Raw genomic sequence first — 19,674 nt, 5'->3', positions numbered from 1 at the left:
TTAGATAGGAAGGGGAGACGAGAAAAGATCGTCTCCCCTTTTTTTTGTCCCCCCCTCCCTCTCTTACATTACCTGTAAAGGAGAACAGTATGAGACCTGCTTTTCTGTAATGCTTCTGAATGAAGAGAAAAACTAAACAGCAGTCTAAATTTCCCTATAAAAAATGCTATTGAATCATTTGGATATTTTTCCCGCTCTATAATGATGTTAGCGGTATCGGTACGGGGGATAAAGGCTATTTATGTGAATTCTTTTAGGGCTTTGTCCGTGCAAAATTTAGACAACAGATTCTAAGATCTTCCTTATTTATATCAAAGTGTTATTATAATTCTTTTGACTATGTTAATTGATTCTTTTATATTGTTTCAAAGTGTCAATTTGTTATCTCCTTTTGCTTTTTGTTGAAATATTTTCTTTGTTTTTACTTATACCTTATAGAAATGTTCTATAAGTCGCAACAAAATGTCTGATTTGGATTTTTCTCAATTTCTTTAGAAAATTTCCATTTAAATAATTTGCATTGCGATTTTTTATTGTGTTACTTTGAATGCTCATTTAAAGAACCGTCTTGATTTTTGATATTTTAGTGATATTGATTATATCATGGAATTAGGTTCGGCAGGGTATATTTTACAGTATCTGAGGTGTTGTGCTTAAGATAAGTATTATACCCTTTTTCTTGTTGGTGAGTATAGATAGAGGATAGAATAATAACAAACTAAGTATATGAATTTAGCATTATTTGTCGTTGTTTTTATTACCGGGATTACTTTAGTAGCCGCTGCTATGGCTATTGCCGGTTTAATTTCTCCGCGATCATTTAATTCTCAGAAAGGCGAAGCTTATGAGTGTGGTATTCCTACTCGGGGAACCTCTTGGATGCAGTTTAAAGCAGGGTATTATCTGTTTGCAATCCTTTTCTTGATGTTTGATGTGGAAACGGTGTTTTTGTTTCCCTGGGCAGTAATAGTGAGAGATTTGGGAATTGCCGGATTGATGAGTGTTTTGTTTTTCTTAGTGATCCTTGCGTTTGGTTTAGCCTATGCCTGGAGGAAAGGAGCTTTGGAATGGAAGTGAAAATAAAATCGATGAAGTATGAAGACTTCAAAGACAATGAGTATATTGAACAATTGGTTAAAAAATTGCATGAAGGCGGTGTCAATGTGGTTGTCGGTAGCCTTGATGAAGCAATTAATTGGGGGCGATCCAATTCGTTATGGCCTCTTACGTTTGCAACCAGCTGTTGCGGGATTGAATTTATGTCGGTCGGGGCAGCCCGTTATGATATGGCCCGTTTCGGTTTCGAGGTAGCTCGTGCAAGTCCTCGTCAGGCCGATTTTATTATGGTTGCCGGAACTATTGTTCACAAGATGGCTCCTGTATTGAAACGATTGTATGATCAGATGGCAGAGCCGAAATACGTAATTGCTGTCGGTGGTTGTGCCGTTTCAGGAGGTCCTTTTAAAAATTCGTATCATGTTTTAAAAGGGGTTGAAGAGATTCTCCCGGTTGATGTTTATATCCCCGGTTGTCCACCTCGTCCTGAGGCTTTGTTATATGGAATGATGCAGTTGCAACGGAAATTGAAAGTGGAAAAATTCTTCGGAGGGGTGAACCGTCAGGAAAAGAAACCGAAAGATTTTGATGAAGAATAATGATAATTGAATTCGATTCATGGGAAATATACAAGAAAAAATAGGCGCTTTTTTACCTGAGGCGATTTTTGAGGAAGGTCAATACCTTACTGTTTCGGTTCCCGCCGATAAAGTGAATGCTCTATGCCGCTTTTTGCATGATGATAAAGATCTGCAGTTTGACAATTTGGTATCTCTGATCGGAATGGATTGGGGAGAGACGCTTGGTGTAGTGTATTATCTGAACTCTACGAAATATAATCATTGGGTAATTTTAAAAGTAGAAACCTCTGATAAGGAAAATCCTCTTTTATATACGGTATCTGATATTTGGAAAAATGCCGAATTAAATGAACGTGAGGTTTATGACTTTTTCGGTATCCGTTTTATAAATCATCCGGATATGCGGCATTTGTTTTTGCGTGAAGACTGGGTCGGTTATCCTTTCCGTAAGGATTATGATGCTAATCCGGAGATTAATCCTATCCCTACAGAAAATGAATCATGCAGTGTAGATACCGTTTCTTTACGGGAGGATGCAGAAGGGCGGATTATTGAAGAAAAGCGAAAAGTTTTTCAAGATAACGATTATATTGTGAATATCGGTCCGCAACATCCAGCAACGCATGGTGTATTGCGTTTCCAAACGGCGTTGGACGGTGAGACAATTAAAAAAATTGATGTTCATTGTGGATATATTCATCGAGGAATTGAGAAGATGTGGGAGAGTATGACTTATCCGCAGACTCTTCATTTAACAGATCGTCTTGACTATCTTTCGGCTCATAATAATCGGCATGCTCTTTGCATGTGTATTGAGGAGGCTATGCAGTTGGAAGTACCCCAGCGTGCGATATATATTCGTACAATGATGGATGAATTGATGCGTCTATCTTCTCACTTGCTTTTCTTTGCAACTATGTGTATGGACTTAGGGGCATTGACTGCATTTTTCTATGGGTTTAGAGAACGGGAGAAGATTTTGGATATTTTTGAGGATACATGTGGTGCTCGTATGACGATGAACTATAATGTTATCGGAGGGGTAATAGCAGATATTCATCCTGATTTTCAACGTAAGGTCAAAGAATTTATAAAAGAGATGCCTGCTCGGTTGAAAGAATATCATGAAGTCTTTTCTGGAAATGTGATAGCACAGAACCGTTTGAAAGGAGTAGGTTTCTTGAGTCGAGAAGATGCTATTAATTACGGTGTTACAGGTCCTTCCGGCCGAGGATCAGGATGGGCATGTGATGTTCGGAAGAGATCACCATACGCTGCTTACGATAAGGTTCAGTTCGATGAAGTTTTATATAATGAAGGAGATTCGTATGCCCGTTATATGGTACGTATGAAAGAGATTGAACAGTCTTTACATATATTGGAACAATTGGTAGATAATATTCCGGAAGGTGATTATCTGGCTAAAACAAAACCGATTATTAAAGTTCCGGAAGGTCGTTACTTCAAAGAAGTCGAGGCTGCTCGTGGAGCTTTTGGTATTTACCTTGAAAGTCGAGGTGATAAGTTCCCTTATCGTCTTAAAGTTAATTCTCCGGGATTCAATCTGGTTGGAGCTGTTGATCATATGACTCGTGGGTCTAAAATAGCCGACTTGATTGCTATTGGTGGATCGTTAGATTATGTTGTACCCGATATTGACAGATAAACCGAATTTATAAACTTATATAATTGAAATATATCATGTTCGATTTTTCAGTAGTTACTCATTGGATAGATACACTGTTGCGGCAATGGTTGCCGGAGTGGGGAGCTCTCCTTATTGAATTTGTGCTGGTAGGAGTTGTTTTGCTTTTACTTTATGCGGTTATTGCTCTTGTATTGATTTATGCCGAACGTAAAGTATGTGCATTCTTCCAATGTCGTTTAGGTCCGAATCGGGTAGGTCCTTATGGAATATTCCAGAGCGTTGCCGATATGCTCAAGATTCTTATCAAGGAGTTGATAGAGATTAAACATATAGATAGATTTCTATTTAATCTTGCACCGTTTTTAGTAATTCTTTCTTCTATGTTGGCTTTTGGTTGTATGCCGTTTGGCAAAGGATTGATAGCTATAGACTTTAATATCGGTGTATTCTTTATTATGGCAGTCTCTTCGATCGGTGTATTGGGTATTTTATTGGCCGGTTGGTCTAGTAATAATAAATTTACATTGATCGGAGCTATGCGAAGCGGAGCTCAGATGATTAGTTATGAGTTGTCTATCGGTCTTTCAATGTTGACTGTCGTTGTGTTTGCCGGTACTATGCAGACATCGGGTATTATTGAAGCTCAAAATAGAGGATGGTTTTTATTTACAGGACATGTCCCCATGTTGGTGGCTTTTATTATTTACCTGATTGCCGGAACAGCCGAAACAAATCGTGGACCGTTTGACTTACCTGAAGCAGAATCGGAGTTGACGGCAGGTTACCATACCGAATATTCAGGTATTCATTTCGGCTTTTATTATTTGGCCGAATATCTGAATATGTTTATTGTTTCCGGTATTGCCAGTTTATTGTTTTTAGGCGGTTGGATGCCTTTCCATATTGGCGGTTGGGATGCCTTTAACCAAGTTATGGATTATATTCCTTCTGTGATATGGTTCTTTGGGAAAACAGCGGTAGTGATGTTTATTATCATGTGGTTTAAATGGACATTCCCCCGTTTGCGTATTGATCAGTTGCTCCATCTGGAATGGAAATATTTAGTTCCGATAGGCCTGATTAATTTGCTGGTTATGACTTTAGTTGTCGTATTCGGCTTACATTTTTGATTAAATAACGGTTTGTCGCTATATATAAACAGTTAAAAAGATGAATTATGAGAGATAAATTTGGATATATAACACAGGTTATCGGTCCGGTTGTCGATGTTGCGTTCGAAGGGGAGGATAATGAGTTGCCTCCTATTTATTCAGCTTTGAAGATCGAACGTGAAGACTCTACCGATCTTATTGTGGAAGTAGAACAGCATATCGGGGAAAACACCGTTCGCTGCGTAGCTATGGACACTACCGACGGATTGAGACGCGGCATGAAAGTGATTGACTTGCAACGTCCGTTGGCTATGCCTACAGGCTCTCAGATCAAAGGTCGTCTGATGAATGTTATTGGAGAAACGATTGATCATCTCCCGAACCTTGATTATAAAGACGTACAACCGATTCATCGTCCGGCTCCCGCTTTTGAGGATTTGTCTATCAATACAGAATTCCTTTATACCGGAATAAAGGTTATTGATTTGCTTGAACCCTATTCGAAGGGAGGTAAAATCGGATTGTTTGGCGGTGCAGGTGTCGGAAAAACTGTGTTGATCATGGAAATGATCAATAATATAGCAAAGGGTCATAATGGATTTTCTGTTTTTGCCGGTGTCGGAGAACGTACTCGTGAAGGAAACGATTTACTTCGTGAAATGATCGAATCGGGAGTTATTAATTATGGTGACGAATTCAAGGCGGAGATGGAAAAAGGGAACTGGGATTTGTCTAAAGTCGATATGGAGAAATTGAACAGTTCTCAAGCTTCTTTGGTCTTCGGACAGATGAATGAACCTCCCGGAGCTCGTTTGCGTGTCGCTTTGTCTGGATTGACTGTTGCAGAGCAATTCCGCGATTCGAATGAAGGCGGAAAAGAAATACTTTTCTTCATTGATAATATATTCCGTTTTACACAAGCCGGCTCAGAAGTTTCGGCATTGTTGGGACGTATGCCTTCAGCCGTAGGTTATCAGCCGACATTAGCTTCAGAGATGGGAGCTTTGCAGGAACGTATTACTTCGACGAAGACAGGTTCTATAACCTCGGTACAGGCTATATATGTGCCGGCAGATGACTTGACAGACCCTGCTCCGGCAACAACATTCAGCTTCTTGGATGCTACTACCGTGTTGAGCCGTAAGATTACCGAATTGGGAATTTATCCGGCAGTAGATCCTCTGGAATCTACTTCTCGTATTCTTGATCCGCTAATTATCGGTGAAGATCATTATAATACTGCTCAGGCGGTGAAACAGTTGTTGCAACATTATAATGAATTGCAAGATATTATTGCCATTATGGGTGTGGATGAGTTGTCGGATGACGATAAGCTGGTAGTAAATCGTGCTCGTCGTGCACAGAGATTTTTGTCCCAGCCTTTCCATGTCGCTGAGCAATTTACCGGTATTCCCGGAGTGATGGTTCCTTTAGAGGAGACAATTCGAGGATTCAAAATGATTCTGAATGGGGAGATGGATAAGTATCCTGAGCAAGCTTTCATGAATGTCGGTACGATTGATGAAGCTATTGCTAAGGGTGAAAAGATGATGAAAGAGGCTAAGGAAAATAAATAAGTGATACTATGAATCTTGAAATTATTTCTTCAGAAGGAATCGTATTTCAGGGAGAGGTGACTAAGGTTACTTTTCCCGGGGAGCTGGGGTCGTTTACAGTATTGGAGGGTCATGCGTCTTTACTTTCGACATTAGTGCCGGGGATTATTGAATACGAGACTGGTGGAGAATTGAAGACTGTCGATATAGACGGAGGATTTGTAGATGTAAATAATAACCGGATCGCCGTTTGCCTTCGTTAAGGGGAAACAGAGTCTGGCAGGTCTATTGCAAAAGAGAAAAAGAAATGAAGCATATTTTAATATATTGGATGGGATTATTGCTCTTTTTGTTTATGCCTTTTGTGGCATCTGCATCGGAAGAGGAAGAACCGTTCAATGCCAAAGAGGCGATCTTTGAGCATTTGCTTGATAATTACGGATGGGAAATCCCTTTCTCTCATAGTCGCATGGCATTGCCGGTGATTGTCCGTGATTATAAAGGAGAGTGGTCTATTTTTAATTCTAAACGTCTGGAAGGTGGAAATTCTTATGATGGATATTTTATCGCTCAAGACGGGGATTATAAAGGTAAAATCGTAGGGCTTGATGCTACAGGAAAAGAATATCGGCCTTTTGATATATCTATTACAAAAAATGTAATGGCGCTCATGATAACTGCTTTAGTGATGTTTTTATTATTCTTTCCGTTAGCTCGGTGGTATAAGAAACATCCTTATAAAGCACCACGTCGCTGGTTAGGGTCGTTGGAGTTTGTTGTAGATATGATTTATAAAGATGTGATAAAGCCGATTTTAGGACCAGATGCACGACGTTTTGCTCCTTATCTGCTTACACTCTTTTTCTTTATACTTTGTATCAATATCTTGGGTATGATTGTTATATTCCCGGGAGGTGCTAACTTATCAGGAAATATTTCAATTACTCTTGTATTGGCAGTTTGTACATTTTTAGCAGTGAATCTTTTCGGTACAAAACATTATTGGAAAGATCTGTTTTGGCCGGAGGTGCCGATGTGGATGAAATGTCCGGTTCCTTTAATGCCCGTTATCGAGATATTCGGGGTGTTTACAAAACCGGTTGCATTGATGATTCGTCTGTTTGCTAATATGTTGGGAGGACATCTTATTGTATTGGTGTTGATTTCTCTTATTTTTATATTCGGGACTATGGGAACTGCAGTTTTGGGAGGAACGACGGTTTTATCAGTTGCTTTTTCCCTTTTCATGAATCTGTTGCATTTCCTTATTTGTTTTATTCAAGCTTATGTTTTCACCATGTTATCTACCATATTTATCAGTTTGGCACGTGTACGAGGTGAAGAAAAACAATAATTACGAAAAAGAATTAATGTATAACTTTAAAATTAAAACGTTATGTTAGGAATGATTTTATTACAAGCAGCTGCCGGTGCAGGTTTAGCAAAAATCGGAGCATGTATAGGTGCTGGTATTGCAGCAATCGGTGCAGGTTTGGGTATTGGTAAGATCGGATCTTCTGCCATGGAGTCTATCGCTCGTCAACCAGAATCATCTAACGATATTCGTGCGAACATGATCGTGATTGCCGCTTTGGTTGAAGGTGTGGCTTTGTTTGCTATTATTGTTTGTTTGTTAGCGATATTTTTATAATAAGCTATGGAACTGTTTAAGCCCGAATTCGGGCTGGTGTTCTGGATGTTTTTTGTATTTGTGGTTCTTTTTGCCATACTTGCAAAATACGCATGGCCTTATATTATTCGGAGTATTGATGATCGGGCTGATCTTATCGACAAAGGAGTCGAATATGCTCAAGATGCAAAAGCTCAATTAGAAAAGGCTACCGAGAACGCACAGTCCTTATTGGCAGAAGCTCAACGTCAGCAAATGGATATTATACGAGAAGCGACGCAGATGAAGTCTCAGATTATTGAAGAGGCTAAAAAAGCGGCTTCCGTAGAGGCCAAGAAAGTGATGGACGCTGCTGCCTTGTCGATCGAGCAAGCTCGTAAAGAGTCAGAACAACAGTTCCGTACCGAAGTCAGTGCATTTGCTTTACAAATTGCTGAAAAATTGATGCGGAAAGAGTTGTCGAATGATAAGACTCAGATTGAGATGATCGACAAACTACTGAATGATATTGAGAACAAAAACTAAAAGAACATGGACGAGGGGCTGATTTCACGTAGGTATGCTAAGGCCTTGCTTAAATTTGCACAGGATCGCGGAACTACGGACCAGATATATGAGGAGGTAAAGAAGTTTGAAGAGAACTTTGTCTCGCATCCTGAGTTACAGAAAGCATTGTTGAATCCGGTGCTCTCTGCAAAGGATAAGGAGAGTCTCCTTGCTGCTGCCGTCGGTGTGGCTCCGGGAGAAGACTACCTTCGTTTTGTTCGTTTAGTAATCCATAACCGGCGTGAAGCATATATTCGGTCGATTTACCTGATGTATCAGGAACTTTATCGGGAGTTGAAACAGATAGCCCAGGTTCGTATTATTACGGCAATGGAGCTAAATGAAGAGGCAATCGGTAAAATCAAGTCGCTTATTCTGCAGAAAGCAGGACAAGAGGTCGAATTTATTCATGAAGTAGATCCTTCCATTATCGGAGGATTTATCGTGAGGGTCGATTCTATGCAATTAGATGCTTCCGTAAATAAGGAACTTAAATTATTGCGTTTAAAATTACTAAACAGCAAAAAGCAATTATGATAAAACCAAACGAAATATCCGATATTTTAAAACAACAACTTGAAGAGGTCGATACTAAAATCGATTTTGAAGAAGTTGGTACTGTACTTGAAGTGGGCGATGGTGTCGCTCATGTGTTCGGGTTGGATAATGTTCGTTCCAGCGAGTTGATTGAGTTTGAAAATGGGGTACGCGGAGTGGCGATGAACCTTGAAGAAAGCAACGTAGGGGTGATCTTGATGGGTGCTGCAGATAAGGTGAAAGAGAACATGACGGTGCGTCGTACGGGCGAGATCGCTTCTATACCTGTAGGAGAAGGTTTGTTGGGACGTGTGATTAATACGTTGGGTGAGCCGATTGATGGAGCCGGTCCCATTGAAGGAGAAACTGTTTTGTTGCCTCTTGACCGTAAAGCTCCGGGCGTAATTTTCCGTCAGCCGGTAAATCAGCCGTTGCAGACAGGTATAAAAGCTGTCGATTCTATGGTGCCTATCGGACGTGGTCAACGGGAGCTGATTATCGGTGACCGTCAAACCGGAAAAACTTCGATTGCGGTAGATACTATTTTGAATCAACGGGATAATTACCTTGCAGGTGATCCGGTATATTGTATTTATGTAGCTATCGGACAAAAAGCTTCTTCTGTTGCGACTTTGGTAAATACGTTGCGGGAACATGGAGCGTTGGAATATACGATTGTGCTTGCTGCCAATGCATCCGATTCGGCTTCGATGAGATATTATGCACCGTTTGCGGGTGCGGCTATCGGAGAGTTTTTTAGGGATAGCGGCCGCCACGCTTTAGTCGTTTATGACGATTTGTCGAAACAGGCAGTTGCTTATCGTGAAATATCTTTGATCTTGCGTCGTCCTTCGGGTCGTGAAGCTTATCCGGGTGATATATTTTATTTGCATTCTCGTTTATTGGAACGTGCAGCGAAGATTATCGCGAATGATGAAGTTGCAGAAACAATGAATGATTTGCCTGCTGTTCTTAAGCCGATAGTAAAAGGTGGAGGTTCTCTGACCGCTTTACCTATTATCGAGACTCAGGCCGGAGATGTTTCTGCTTATATTCCTACGAATGTAATTTCGATTACCGATGGACAGATATTTCTTGAAACGGGATTATTTAATCAAGGAATGAGACCTGCTATCAATGTAGGTATTTCTGTATCTCGTGTGGGTGGAAATGCTCAAGTGAAAGCGATGAAGAAAGTGGCTGGAACGTTGAAAATCGACCAAGCTCAATATCGGGAGTTGGAATCGTTCTCTAAATTCGGGGGAGATCTTGACCCTGTTACGGAAATGGTGATAGATAAAGGTCGTAAGAATAGTATGATTCTTGTTCAGCCTCAATATTCTCCGATGCGGGTAGAAGACGAAATTGCCGTCATTTATTGCGGAACGAAAGGATTACTCCGGAATGTTCCTCTGGATAAAGTTGCGGAGTTTGAAAAAGTATTTTTGCAGATATTGAAAACGAAATATAAGACAGAAGTTCTGGACGAACTTCGTGCAGGTAAGTTGACTGAAGAAATGGAAAAAATTCTTCAGGATGTTGCTGCTGATGTCGCAAACCGATTTAAGGCTTAGAAGTTATGTCAACAATGCGCGAATTGAAGGGAAGAATCGGGTCTGTCCAGTCTTCCCAAAAGATTACCAGTGCTATGAAGATGATTTCTTCGGCAAAGTTGCGGAAAGCAGAAATTGCTTTGAAGCATGTCGTGCCGTTTAGAGATCAGATACAGAGTACGATTAATAATTTGCTGGGGGCCGATAGTGACTATCAATCGCCGTTGACCGAACAACGTCCCGTCCAACGGGTCGCTTTTGTCATTTTCGGTTCTGATGAAGGGCTTTGCGGAGCATTTAATGTGCAACTTTACAAATCTCTTATCGATTCTATAGATATATTACGTGAATCGTCAGATTCCACGATAGAGGTAACGGTATATCCGATCGGGAAAAAAGTCAAGTCTTTAGTTGCAAAAACTCCGGGAATACAGGTACGTCCGGTAGAGTATCTTTCTTCTAAGAGTACTCCTGATACCTTAAAACGGTTTTCCGATGAATTGACGGAGGCTTTTCTTGCCCACGAGTTTGATCGGATAGAGGTCGTATATGCATATTATAAAAGTGTTGCTTCTCAGGTGATGAAAACACGTCTTCTTTTACCGATAAGTACAGAAGAGTTTTTGTCTGATGCTAAAGCGCATAGGAATACGCCTTATATTTATGAACCTGACCGTTCTACGATATTTGAGCTTGTACTTCCGCTTTTTGTGCGTTCGACTTTGCAAGAGGCTTGTTATCAGAGTCGGACTTCGGAACAGGGGGCTCGTATTATGGCAATGCAAATGGCGAGTGATAATGCCAAGAATCTGTTAGAGGATTTACAACTTGAGTATAATAAATTGCGTCAGCAGGGAATCACAACCGAATTGCTCGATATTTTGGGTGGAACAGTCAAAGACACAGAATAAGTAACACACAAATAAAAGAAAAATAAGATTCAAAAATATAGTTGCGAAAACGTAGAAATGGAAAGTTTTAAAAATTACATCACTTCTTTCTGGAAAGGCTTGTGGAGCTTATTGGTCGGAATGAAAGTAACGGGAAAGGAATTTGTAACCCCGAAAGTGACCGAACAATATCCTGAGAACAGAAAGACTTTAAAGATCGCTGATCGTTTCAGGGGAACATTGACATTGATTGAGGATGAGAACGGGCATAACAAATGTATTGCCTGCGGTATCTGTCAAATGAATTGTCCGAATGGAACTATCAAGGTCCTTTCTTCTAAGATTACAACGGAAGACGGAAAAACGAAACGAGTGTTAGATAAATATATGTATGATTTGGGTAGTTGTACTTTCTGCCAATTATGTGTAATAACTTGTCCTCACGATGCATTGGAGTTTGTTCCGGATTTTGAACATGCTGTCTTTACCCGTGAAAAATTGGTAAAACAACTTAATCATACTACAGAAGCAACTGTAGAAAACAAATAATTTATTATGGAACAAATAGCGAATCAGGTTATCTTTTATTTGCTTGCGGCGGTTATTGTCATATTTTCTGTTCTTACGGTGACTACCCGTCGTATTTTACGGGCAGCGACATATCTTCTTTTTGTGTTGTTTGCTACTGCCGGTCTCTATTTTCAGCTCGATTATCACTTCCTCGGTGCAGTGCAAATTGCTATTTATGCAGGAGGGATTGTCGTTCTGTTTGTCTTCTCAATTTTATTGACCAGCGGTTTGGGAGAAAAGGCTGAGAAATTGACCAGCAAGAAAAAATTTTGGGGAATTTTGGCATCTGTCGTCGGAGCAGTGGTTTGCGGTTATGCATTGATTACGCAAGTTTTTACACCGTCTAGTTTTCAGAGTTTTTCGGAGCTGGACATGAAAACAGTCGGACATGCTCTTATGGGGATGGAAAAGTACCAGTATATATTACCTTTTGAGGTAATCAGTGTGTTATTATTAGCTTGTATAATCGGCGGCATTATGATTGCCCGAAAAAGATAAAATGTATGGAAATCCCTATGATTGGTTATCTGATGGTGAGTACCGTCATGTTTTTTGCCGGAGTTTACGGTTTTATTACCCGTAGAAATATGCTGGCAATACTTATTTCGCTGGAGCTGATGCTCAACTCGGTAGATATAAATTTTGTGGTGTTTAACCGATATCTTTTCCCTCAGCAGTTAGAAGGATTTTTCTTTACCCTTTTTGCCGTGGGAATTGCTGCTGCTGAGACTGCAATAGCAATTGCGATTATTATAAATATTTACCGTAATATTCGGAATATTCAGGTGGGTAATCTGGATAAGATGAAATATTGATCATTGCTTTAAACAACGAATTATGGAATATTCATTGATTATACTTTTGTTACCGCTCTTTATGTTCCTGTTATTAGGGCTTTGCGGGCATAAGATGTCGCACCGTACTGCCGGTTTATTGGGAACTACCGGATTATTTATCGTGACGGCATTGGCTTATACGGTCGCTTTTCAGTATTTTACTTTACCACGTGTGGACGGAGTGTATCAGACATTGATACCTTTCAATATCGAGTGGTTGCATTTTACAGAACATTTGCATATCAGTTTGGGAATATTGCTTGATCCTATTTCTGTAATGATGTTGGTCGTGATAACCACAGTATCTCTTATGGTACATTTATACAGTATCGGCTATATGCATGGAGAGGTTGGGTTTCAACGCTATTTTGCGTTCTTGTCGCTATTCAGCTTTTCGATGTTAGGTCTGGTTGTGGCGACCAATATTTTTCAAATGTATATTTTCTGGGAGTTGGTGGGTGCTTCTTCTTACTTGCTGATCGGATTCTATTATACAAAAGCGTCAGCGGTTTCTGCATCTAAGAAAGCATTTATCGTAACTCGATTTGCGGATCTCGGATTCTTGGTTGGTATTTTGATCCTTTCGTTCTATACCGAAACATTTGATTTTAAAACTTTGACCGATGGCAGTGTCTCTATTCTTTCTTCTACGGGAGGTAAAACATTCCTCGGTTTCTCGATAGCATCTTGGGCAATGGCTCTTATCTTTATGGGTGGTGCCGGAAAATCAGCAATGTTTCCTTTGCATATATGGTTACCTGATGCAATGGAAGGTCCGACTCCGGTTTCTGCATTGATCCATGCCGCAACGATGGTTGTTGCCGGAGTTTATCTGGTTGCCCGGTTATTCCCGGTTTATTGTATGACACCTGAAGTTCTTGATCTGATAACCTATATCGGGGCATTTACTGCATTATATGCTGCTGTTGTAGCATGTGTACAGACTGATATAAAACGGGTTTTGGCGTTTTCTACCATTTCTCAGATCGCATTTATGATGGTTTCTTTAGGTGTTGCCAGTGAAGCGGCCGGTTTAGGTTATATGGCATCAATGTTCCACTTGTTTACTCATGCCATGTTTAAGGCTTTACTTTTCTTGGGAGCAGGAGCTATTATACATGCCGTTCACTCGAATGAAATGTCTCAGATGGGCGGACTTCGTAAATATATGCCGATAACTCATATAACTTTCTTAATCGCATGTTTGGCTATCGCCGGAATTCCTCCGTTCTCTGGATTCTTCAGTAAAGACGAGATTTTGGCGGCTGTGTTCGAAAAGAGCACTTTCTGGGGAATTTGGATGACTGTAGTCGCTGGTCTTACCGCATTCTATATGTTCCGTTTATATTATAATATTTTCTGGGGAAAAGAAGCTGAACATGAGCACACGCCTCATGAAGCACCGAAAGTGATGTATATACCTTTGGTATTTTTAGCATTGGTGACTTGTGTTGCAGGATTTATTCCTTTCGGAGAGTTTGTGACAAGTGACGGTCTGCCGTACCATATTCATATCGAAATGTCGGTTGCCGTGACCAGTGTCATTATCGCTATCGTCGGGATAGCATTGGCAACTTGGTTGTATAAGAATCCGAATGATAAACCTGCCCGTATGGCAGCTTCGATGAGCGGTTTATATAAATGGGCATATCATCGTTTCTATATTGATGAGGTTTACCAGTTTATTACCCATAAGATTATTTTCAATGGCATTTGTTCTCCGATTGCTTGGTTCGACCGTCATGTTATTGATGGAAGTATGAATATGTTGGCATGGATAACACAGACAACATCCTATCATATTCGCGGGTTGCAGTCGGGTCGTTTGCAATCTTATGCGTTGGTATTTATTTTAGGTGCTATGATCATTGCCATTATAGCTGTTATATGCTTGTAAAGAATGGTTGAAAGATATTTATAAAAAGAATTACTATGAATTTTTTATCTTTATTTGTGCTTATTCCTCTTTTGATGATGGTCGGGTTGGCCTTGTCGAAAGAGATGAAACAGATACGATTGGTAGCCGTAACCGGTTCAGCCATTCAATTATTATTAGCAATAGGTTTAGTTGCGCTCTATTTGTGTGAGCGCTCTGCCGGAAATACAGCGGAGATGCTGTTTCTTGCCGATACCGTCTGGTATGCGCCTCTGAATATTCATTATACGGTGGGTGTCGATGGTGTTTCGGTGGCGATGATTTTGCTTTCTGCAATTATTGTTTTTGCAGGGGTCTTTGCTTCTTGGAAAATAGATCCTCTACCAAAAGAATTTTTCCTTTGGCTTATACTGTTATCAATCGGAGTATTCGGGTTCTTCATTTCTATTAACCTGTTTACGATGTTCATGTTCTATGAGATCGCTTTGATTCCGATGTATTTATTGATCGGAGTTTGGGGAAGCGGTAATAAGAATTATGCGGCAATGAAGCTGACCTTGATGCTTATGGGAGGATCTGCGTTATTGCTTGTCGGTATATTGGGTATTTATTTTCATTCCTCAGCCGATGGACATTTGACTATGAATATATTGGAAATTGCAAAAAATAATGCGATTCCGATGAGTGCCCAGTATCTTTTCTTCCCTTTGACATTTATCGGTTTCGGAGTGTTAGGAGCGATGTTTCCGTTCCATACATGGTCACCTGATGGTCATGCTTCTGCTCCGACGGCGGTTTCTATGTTGCATGCCGGTGTGTTGATGAAGCTTGGAGGATACGGATGTTTTAGGGTAGCGATGTACTTGATGCCTCAGGCAACACAAGAACTTTCTTGGATATTTTTGATATTAACCGGTATCAGTGTTGTTTACGGAGCATTTAGTGCTTGTGTACAAAAAGACTTGAAATATATCAATGCATATTCTTCTGTAAGTCACTGCGGTTTGGTGCTGTTTGCATTGCTAATGTGGAATACTACAGCTATGACCGGAGCTGTATTGCAAATGTTGTCTCATGGTTTGATGACGGCCCTTTTCTTTGCGTTGATCGGTATGATTTACGGTCGTACGCATACTCGGGATATTCGGGAGATGGGCGGTCTTATGAAAATTATGCCATTCCTTTCGACTTGTTATGTAATTGCCGGTTTTGCTTCTTTAGGACTTCCGGGATTAAGTGGTTTTGTTGCAGAAATGACAGTATTTGTCGGAGCTTTCCAATGGACGGATACTTTCCATAGAGCCTTTACTATCATTGCTTGTACCTCCATTGTAATTACGGCTGTATATATCCTTCGAGTAGTAGGAAAACTGCTTTATGGTAAAGTCGAGAATGAACATCATTTGTCTCTTACCGATGCAACTTGGTTCGAACGGCTTTCGGCAATATCTTTGATCGTTTCGGTTGCTGCTTTAGGTATCGCTCCTTCTTGGGTATCTAATATGATCAGCAATAGTATGGAAGTAATTAGTCAACGCATTTTACAATATATCTAATAGAAAGAGTATGGATTATTCAAATTTTTTAGGAATGCGGGATGAGCTATCATTATTGGTAGTTATCGTACTCCTGTTTTTATATGATACATTCGGGTCGGTTAAAAGCTTGAAATGCTTTTCTGCGACAGCTTGTGTTTTATTATTAGCGCATACAATATTTACGATTGTTCCGGGAGAACAAGTGTCTCTTTTCGGTGGCATGTATCAGTCGGGACCGGCTACATCGGTAATTAAGACCATACTCAATATCGGAACATTACTCGTTTTGATACAGGCTTCGTCTTGGATTAAAAACGAAGATGTGATAATTCGTCGCGGAGAATATTATGTGTTGACGCTTATTACGCTTTTGGGTATGTATTTAATGACTTCTTCGGGAAACTTTTTATTGTTTTTTCTCGGACTCGAAACAGCTTCTTTGCCTATCACTGCTTTGGTCGCTATGGAAAAATACAAACATGATTCTCATGAAGCCGCCGCTAAATATGTATTTATTGCCGTATTTTCATCCGCTTTGATGCTATTGGGTATTTCTTATTTGTATGGAATAGGGGGGACTCTTTATTTTGATGATTTGAGTTATATGCTCGGTGTGTCGCCTTTGCTCATCGTAGGGTTAGTCTTTTTTATTGCCGGATTGGGATTCAAGCTGTCTTTAGTTCCTTTCCATTTATGGACGGCAGATGTTTATCAAGGAGCGCCGACTTCGGTAACTGCTTATCTGTCTGTTATCTCTAAGGGAGCTGCAGCTTTTACCTTTATGATGATATTGTATAAAGTATTTGGTTCTGTCGAATGTATTTGGCAGGGTATTTTATATGCATTGATTATTCTCACGATTACAATAGGTAACTTGTTTGCGATTCGTCAACAAAATCTGAAAAGATTTCTTGCTTTTTCTTCTATTTCGCAAGCCGGTTATATTATGTTGGGCGTTATATCGAATACAGGTTTAGGCTTAACATCGCTGAGTTATTATGTATTGGTCTATATCTTCTCCAATCTTGCTGCTTTCGGAGTGATATCGGTTATTGAAAATCGGACGGGAAAAGTAAATATGGATGATTATAATGGCCTTTATAAGACTAATCCTAAACTAAGTATTGCGATGATGCTGGCTATGTTCTCATTAGCTGGTATTCCTCCTTTTGCCGGTTTTTTCAGCAAGTTCTTTATCTTTTATGCCGCAGCCGAACAAGGTTTTTATATTCTTGTATTGATAGCTCTTATTAATACGGTTATTTCATTATACTATTATTTATTGGTGGTTAAGGCCATGTTTATCAAACAAGATGAATGTGTAGTTGAGAATTTCCGTTCCGATAATGCTTCTCGTTTGAGTATATCACTTTGCGTATTGGGTATTGTTGTGATCGGTTTGATCAGCGGAATATATGATCAAATATTTGAGTATAGCCATGGGCTATTCGGCTTTTGATACTGAAAATAATACTTTATAAAATAAACGCTTCCGGTAATCTCTTATCGGAAGCGTTTTTTATGCAGAAAGGATTTTGAGGCATAGACGCCTCTATGCGGAGGTTATCATTGGCCTCCTATAATGTTAATTATATGGCCTTTTGTAGGGAAAATAAGCGAGATCCGGTATCTTGACAAGTGAAAGATATATGGGGGATGTATGTTATATCTTTTACATTGTATTTGATATTCCCGGATGACGCTTCCTGTATTAACCATAGAACACTTCAAAAATAATAAGATGTATAATGATATGCCAATAATATACTCATATTGTTTTATTGATAAATATTATTATGACAAATTGATATTTAAATGAATGTTTTATGTTCGTTTTTGATAAATGAATGGGTTTTGGAGAGAATATTGTAATTATTTTGTTTTCGAGCAATAAATTTTTTGAGGAATTTCTTCCACTTTGTAACGATGTTGTCGGTTATTGGTACAGTTTCCTTTTAAGAGGGAAACTTACTATTCATGTGGATTTCTCTCAAATGTTATCCGAAAAAAGTTTAGACAGGCTTTAAGAGTGGTTATATTCTATTTTCGGAGAATATAATCTATTTGCAGGTCGCTTATTGTCAGATCAGTTTTCATATCGAATATTATTCGTCCGAAAGATATGTATAAAGAATTAGTTTCGTAATTTGTGAGTATATTTTCTTGCTGTAAGAATCTCTTTTTTGTGGAATTTTTTGTAAGTCCTGATTTTTGAAGTAACGATGTTTGCAATTCCTCGAAACTGATATTTAGTAAAACGTCATTTTTGTCTTTGATCAGTAATTTTTTCCCGGAAGTATCGACGCTGATATCTTCGCAACTGTCACTTAGATTTATCGGGTACAGAGATCGATACATACTGATATCTATTTTTTTTGTTTTTCCATCGAGTAGAGGCAATGAAACGAAATCATAGGCAGAGTCCTTATATCTTTCTTGTGGTTCAGGAAGTAAATTCGTACCGTATTTTTTCTGTACGAAATCTTTTCCTTTTTCGTGTTGTACGTATAAAAAAGCTTCGTATAGTTGTGTGTATTGCGGGTCGTACAGCAGACTGTCGCTATTTGTTTCCGATATATTTTTTAATTTTCCATTTTCTCCTAAAAGGTCTAAATTCCGAGATAAAACACTTACTCTCTTCTGTTGGGATTCTATACCGATGTTTTTAGCTGTTATTCCCGGAATATAAGTGAAACTTGCGAGTACTATGATAGACAGAGCTGCAACGTATAAGTACCGGCCGGTTTTGCTTGATAAGAATAAAAGTAGTGTTATCGACATAATAGATCCACAGATAACCAGATAAACTCGTGCTGTCGTAAATCCGTATTGTTGAACCCGATATAGTACTCCTATCCAAAACATGAGCTGGGCTGGGATAGAGATCAGACTGTAATGTCTGTAATACCAGTTGTATATTTGTTTGTGTAAAAATGGTTGCAGGGCCTTTGCCAATACCGTAATTAGCGTAAAAGCGAATACCATATATGCAATTCCGCCTTTAGGTAAGCTCCACGAAAAGAAAATAGTCGTAAAATATATGTATAGTATGATCGTGTATATGAGTATCGCAGGAGATAGTATATAATTTGTAAGTATTTCCAGAGCAGATTTTTTTTTCTTGAGTCGATAAGGTTTCTTGTCGGTTATTGAATGTTAAAAATAGGCAGGGCATTCCTATAATGAAACATATCATAGATAAATAGGAAGAAACGTTATACTCGCTTTGGGGAAATATATTGAAGATGTAAGTGACGGAGTAATAAATGCCGATTAATAAGAAGTATGCGCATCCGCTTAGGAGAGCCGCTTGAAGCAGATGGGTAAAATAGCAAGTTGCCTGGAACGTAAAAGATTTATTGTCGGAAATCCAGTTTCGGATGAGGAGCATAAGAGCTGCGATGGTAAGTGCAACGGAATATTCTATGGAGAAAACCCAATCAGAAACATCTATACAGAAAAAAGGAAATACCAATAATGGCGAGATATAATATAAGATTCTCCATGTCCCTTGTGAAAACCATTTATTTAAAAGATAAGAAAGGACAAAGAACAGAGGAAAAACAAAAGGATACAATTTGTTTGTCGTAATTACATTTTCCCGAATGAGAGATGCAGATACAAAACAGAGAATCGAGATTGTTATCTCTGCCGTATTGTTTTTTATAGTGCCGGATATTTGTCGGGAAAATGATTTGATGCGTTCTTTCATGATTATCTGTTTATAATCTTATTTATTTACAAA

20 protein-coding genes are annotated in these 19,674 nt (G+C 39.3%); 18 read left to right on the top strand and 2 right to left on the bottom strand.

Annotated features, from left to right (window positions below; all coding sequences use genetic code 11):
• Positions 1 to 726 precede the first annotated feature (726 nt).
• Genes AC0UMU_RS09525 through AC0UMU_RS09440 form a run of 18 tightly spaced genes read left to right on the top strand, consistent with a single transcriptional unit; the run spans position 727 to position 17,388 of the window.
• Positions 727 to 1,077, top strand: coding sequence for an NADH-quinone oxidoreductase subunit A (locus tag AC0UMU_RS09525; protein WP_009318536.1), 351 nt, complete (start codon positions 727 to 729; stop codon positions 1,075 to 1,077).
• A complete protein-coding gene (locus tag AC0UMU_RS09520) occupies positions 1,068 to 1,655 on the top strand; it encodes an NADH-quinone oxidoreductase subunit B (RefSeq protein WP_009318537.1) in 588 nt (195 codons plus the stop codon). Before AC0UMU_RS09525 ends, AC0UMU_RS09520 begins: the two co-directional genes overlap by 10 nt.
• Positions 1,656 to 1,674: 19 nt before the next feature.
• Positions 1,675 to 3,303 (top strand): NADH-quinone oxidoreductase subunit D, encoded by a 1,629-nt coding sequence (locus tag AC0UMU_RS09515; RefSeq protein ID WP_022389621.1) that lies wholly within the window; start codon positions 1,675 to 1,677, stop codon positions 3,301 to 3,303.
• 35 nt (positions 3,304 to 3,338) lie between these two features.
• Entirely contained in the window at positions 3,339 to 4,415 is a 1,077-nt protein-coding gene (gene nuoH / locus AC0UMU_RS09510) for an NADH-quinone oxidoreductase subunit NuoH (RefSeq protein ID WP_022389620.1), read from the top strand.
• A gap of 47 nt (positions 4,416 to 4,462) precedes the next feature.
• Positions 4,463 to 5,974 carry a F0F1 ATP synthase subunit beta gene (gene atpD / locus AC0UMU_RS09505; RefSeq protein WP_009318540.1) on the top strand — a complete coding sequence of 504 codons (1,512 nt, stop codon included), beginning with the start codon at positions 4,463 to 4,465 and terminating at the stop codon, positions 5,972 to 5,974.
• Positions 5,975 to 5,982: 8 nt separating this feature from the next.
• Positions 5,983 to 6,216 (top strand): ATP synthase F1 subunit epsilon, encoded by a 234-nt coding sequence (gene atpC / locus AC0UMU_RS09500; protein ID WP_022389619.1) that lies wholly within the window; start codon positions 5,983 to 5,985, stop codon positions 6,214 to 6,216.
• 44 nt (positions 6,217 to 6,260) lie between these two features.
• Complete coding sequence (atpB, locus tag AC0UMU_RS09495; protein WP_081705674.1) at positions 6,261 to 7,307, top strand: F0F1 ATP synthase subunit A; 1,047 nt, start codon at positions 6,261 to 6,263, stop codon at positions 7,305 to 7,307.
• 42 nt (positions 7,308 to 7,349) lie between these two features.
• The gene (gene atpE / locus AC0UMU_RS09490) at positions 7,350 to 7,604 is read left to right on the top strand and encodes an ATP synthase F0 subunit C (RefSeq protein WP_009318543.1); all 255 of its coding nucleotides are present in this window, start codon (positions 7,350 to 7,352) and stop codon (positions 7,602 to 7,604) included.
• 6 nt (positions 7,605 to 7,610) lie between these two features.
• On the top strand, positions 7,611 to 8,108 hold the full coding sequence (gene atpF, locus AC0UMU_RS09485; RefSeq protein WP_009318544.1) for a F0F1 ATP synthase subunit B: 498 nt from the start codon (positions 7,611 to 7,613) through the stop codon (positions 8,106 to 8,108).
• A gap of 6 nt (positions 8,109 to 8,114) precedes the next feature.
• Positions 8,115 to 8,666: a F0F1 ATP synthase subunit delta gene (locus AC0UMU_RS09480; RefSeq protein ID WP_022389618.1), complete on the top strand. Its 552-nt coding sequence runs from the start codon at positions 8,115 to 8,117 to the stop codon at positions 8,664 to 8,666.
• Positions 8,663 to 10,240, top strand: coding sequence for a F0F1 ATP synthase subunit alpha (atpA, locus tag AC0UMU_RS09475; RefSeq protein ID WP_022389617.1), 1,578 nt, complete (start codon positions 8,663 to 8,665; stop codon positions 10,238 to 10,240). Before AC0UMU_RS09480 ends, atpA begins: the two co-directional genes overlap by 4 nt.
• A gap of 5 nt (positions 10,241 to 10,245) precedes the next feature.
• Positions 10,246 to 11,130 (top strand): ATP synthase F1 subunit gamma, encoded by an 885-nt coding sequence (atpG, locus tag AC0UMU_RS09470; RefSeq protein ID WP_009318547.1) that lies wholly within the window; start codon positions 10,246 to 10,248, stop codon positions 11,128 to 11,130.
• Between the two features lie 57 nt (positions 11,131 to 11,187).
• The gene (locus tag AC0UMU_RS09465; protein ID WP_009318548.1) at positions 11,188 to 11,658 is read left to right on the top strand and encodes a NuoI/complex I 23 kDa subunit family protein; all 471 of its coding nucleotides are present in this window, start codon (positions 11,188 to 11,190) and stop codon (positions 11,656 to 11,658) included.
• A 6-nt stretch (positions 11,659 to 11,664) separates the two neighbouring features.
• The gene (locus AC0UMU_RS09460; RefSeq protein WP_009318549.1) at positions 11,665 to 12,177 is read left to right on the top strand and encodes an NADH-quinone oxidoreductase subunit J family protein; all 513 of its coding nucleotides are present in this window, start codon (positions 11,665 to 11,667) and stop codon (positions 12,175 to 12,177) included.
• A 5-nt stretch (positions 12,178 to 12,182) separates the two neighbouring features.
• Complete coding sequence (gene nuoK / locus AC0UMU_RS09455) at positions 12,183 to 12,494, top strand: NADH-quinone oxidoreductase subunit NuoK (protein WP_009318550.1); 312 nt, start codon at positions 12,183 to 12,185, stop codon at positions 12,492 to 12,494.
• Between the two features lie 22 nt (positions 12,495 to 12,516).
• Positions 12,517 to 14,412, top strand: a complete 1,896-nt coding sequence (gene nuoL, locus AC0UMU_RS09450; RefSeq protein ID WP_009318551.1) for an NADH-quinone oxidoreductase subunit L — start codon at positions 12,517 to 12,519, stop codon at positions 14,410 to 14,412.
• Between the two features lie 35 nt (positions 14,413 to 14,447).
• Positions 14,448 to 15,947: a complex I subunit 4 family protein gene (locus AC0UMU_RS09445; RefSeq protein WP_009318552.1), complete on the top strand. Its 1,500-nt coding sequence runs from the start codon at positions 14,448 to 14,450 to the stop codon at positions 15,945 to 15,947.
• A 10-nt stretch (positions 15,948 to 15,957) separates the two neighbouring features.
• Positions 15,958 to 17,388, top strand: a complete 1,431-nt coding sequence (locus AC0UMU_RS09440; protein ID WP_022601205.1) for an NADH-quinone oxidoreductase subunit N — start codon at positions 15,958 to 15,960, stop codon at positions 17,386 to 17,388.
• A 581-nt stretch (positions 17,389 to 17,969) separates the two neighbouring features.
• Here the strand turns inward: AC0UMU_RS09440 and AC0UMU_RS09435 are convergent.
• Both AC0UMU_RS09435 and AC0UMU_RS09430 read right to left on the bottom strand, forming a co-directional pair.
• Positions 17,970 to 18,992 (bottom strand): DUF4153 domain-containing protein, encoded by a 1,023-nt coding sequence (locus AC0UMU_RS09435; protein WP_278716346.1) that lies wholly within the window; start codon positions 18,990 to 18,992, stop codon positions 17,970 to 17,972.
• Complete coding sequence (locus AC0UMU_RS09430) at positions 18,931 to 19,641, bottom strand: hypothetical protein (protein WP_288641046.1); 711 nt, start codon at positions 19,639 to 19,641, stop codon at positions 18,931 to 18,933. Before AC0UMU_RS09430 ends, AC0UMU_RS09435 begins: the two co-directional genes overlap by 62 nt.
• Positions 19,642 to 19,674: the final 33 nt, after the last annotated feature.

The sequence above is a fragment of the Coprobacter fastidiosus genome (genome assembly GCF_982245605.1).
This window is presented reverse-complemented; position numbering and strand designations above follow the sequence as displayed.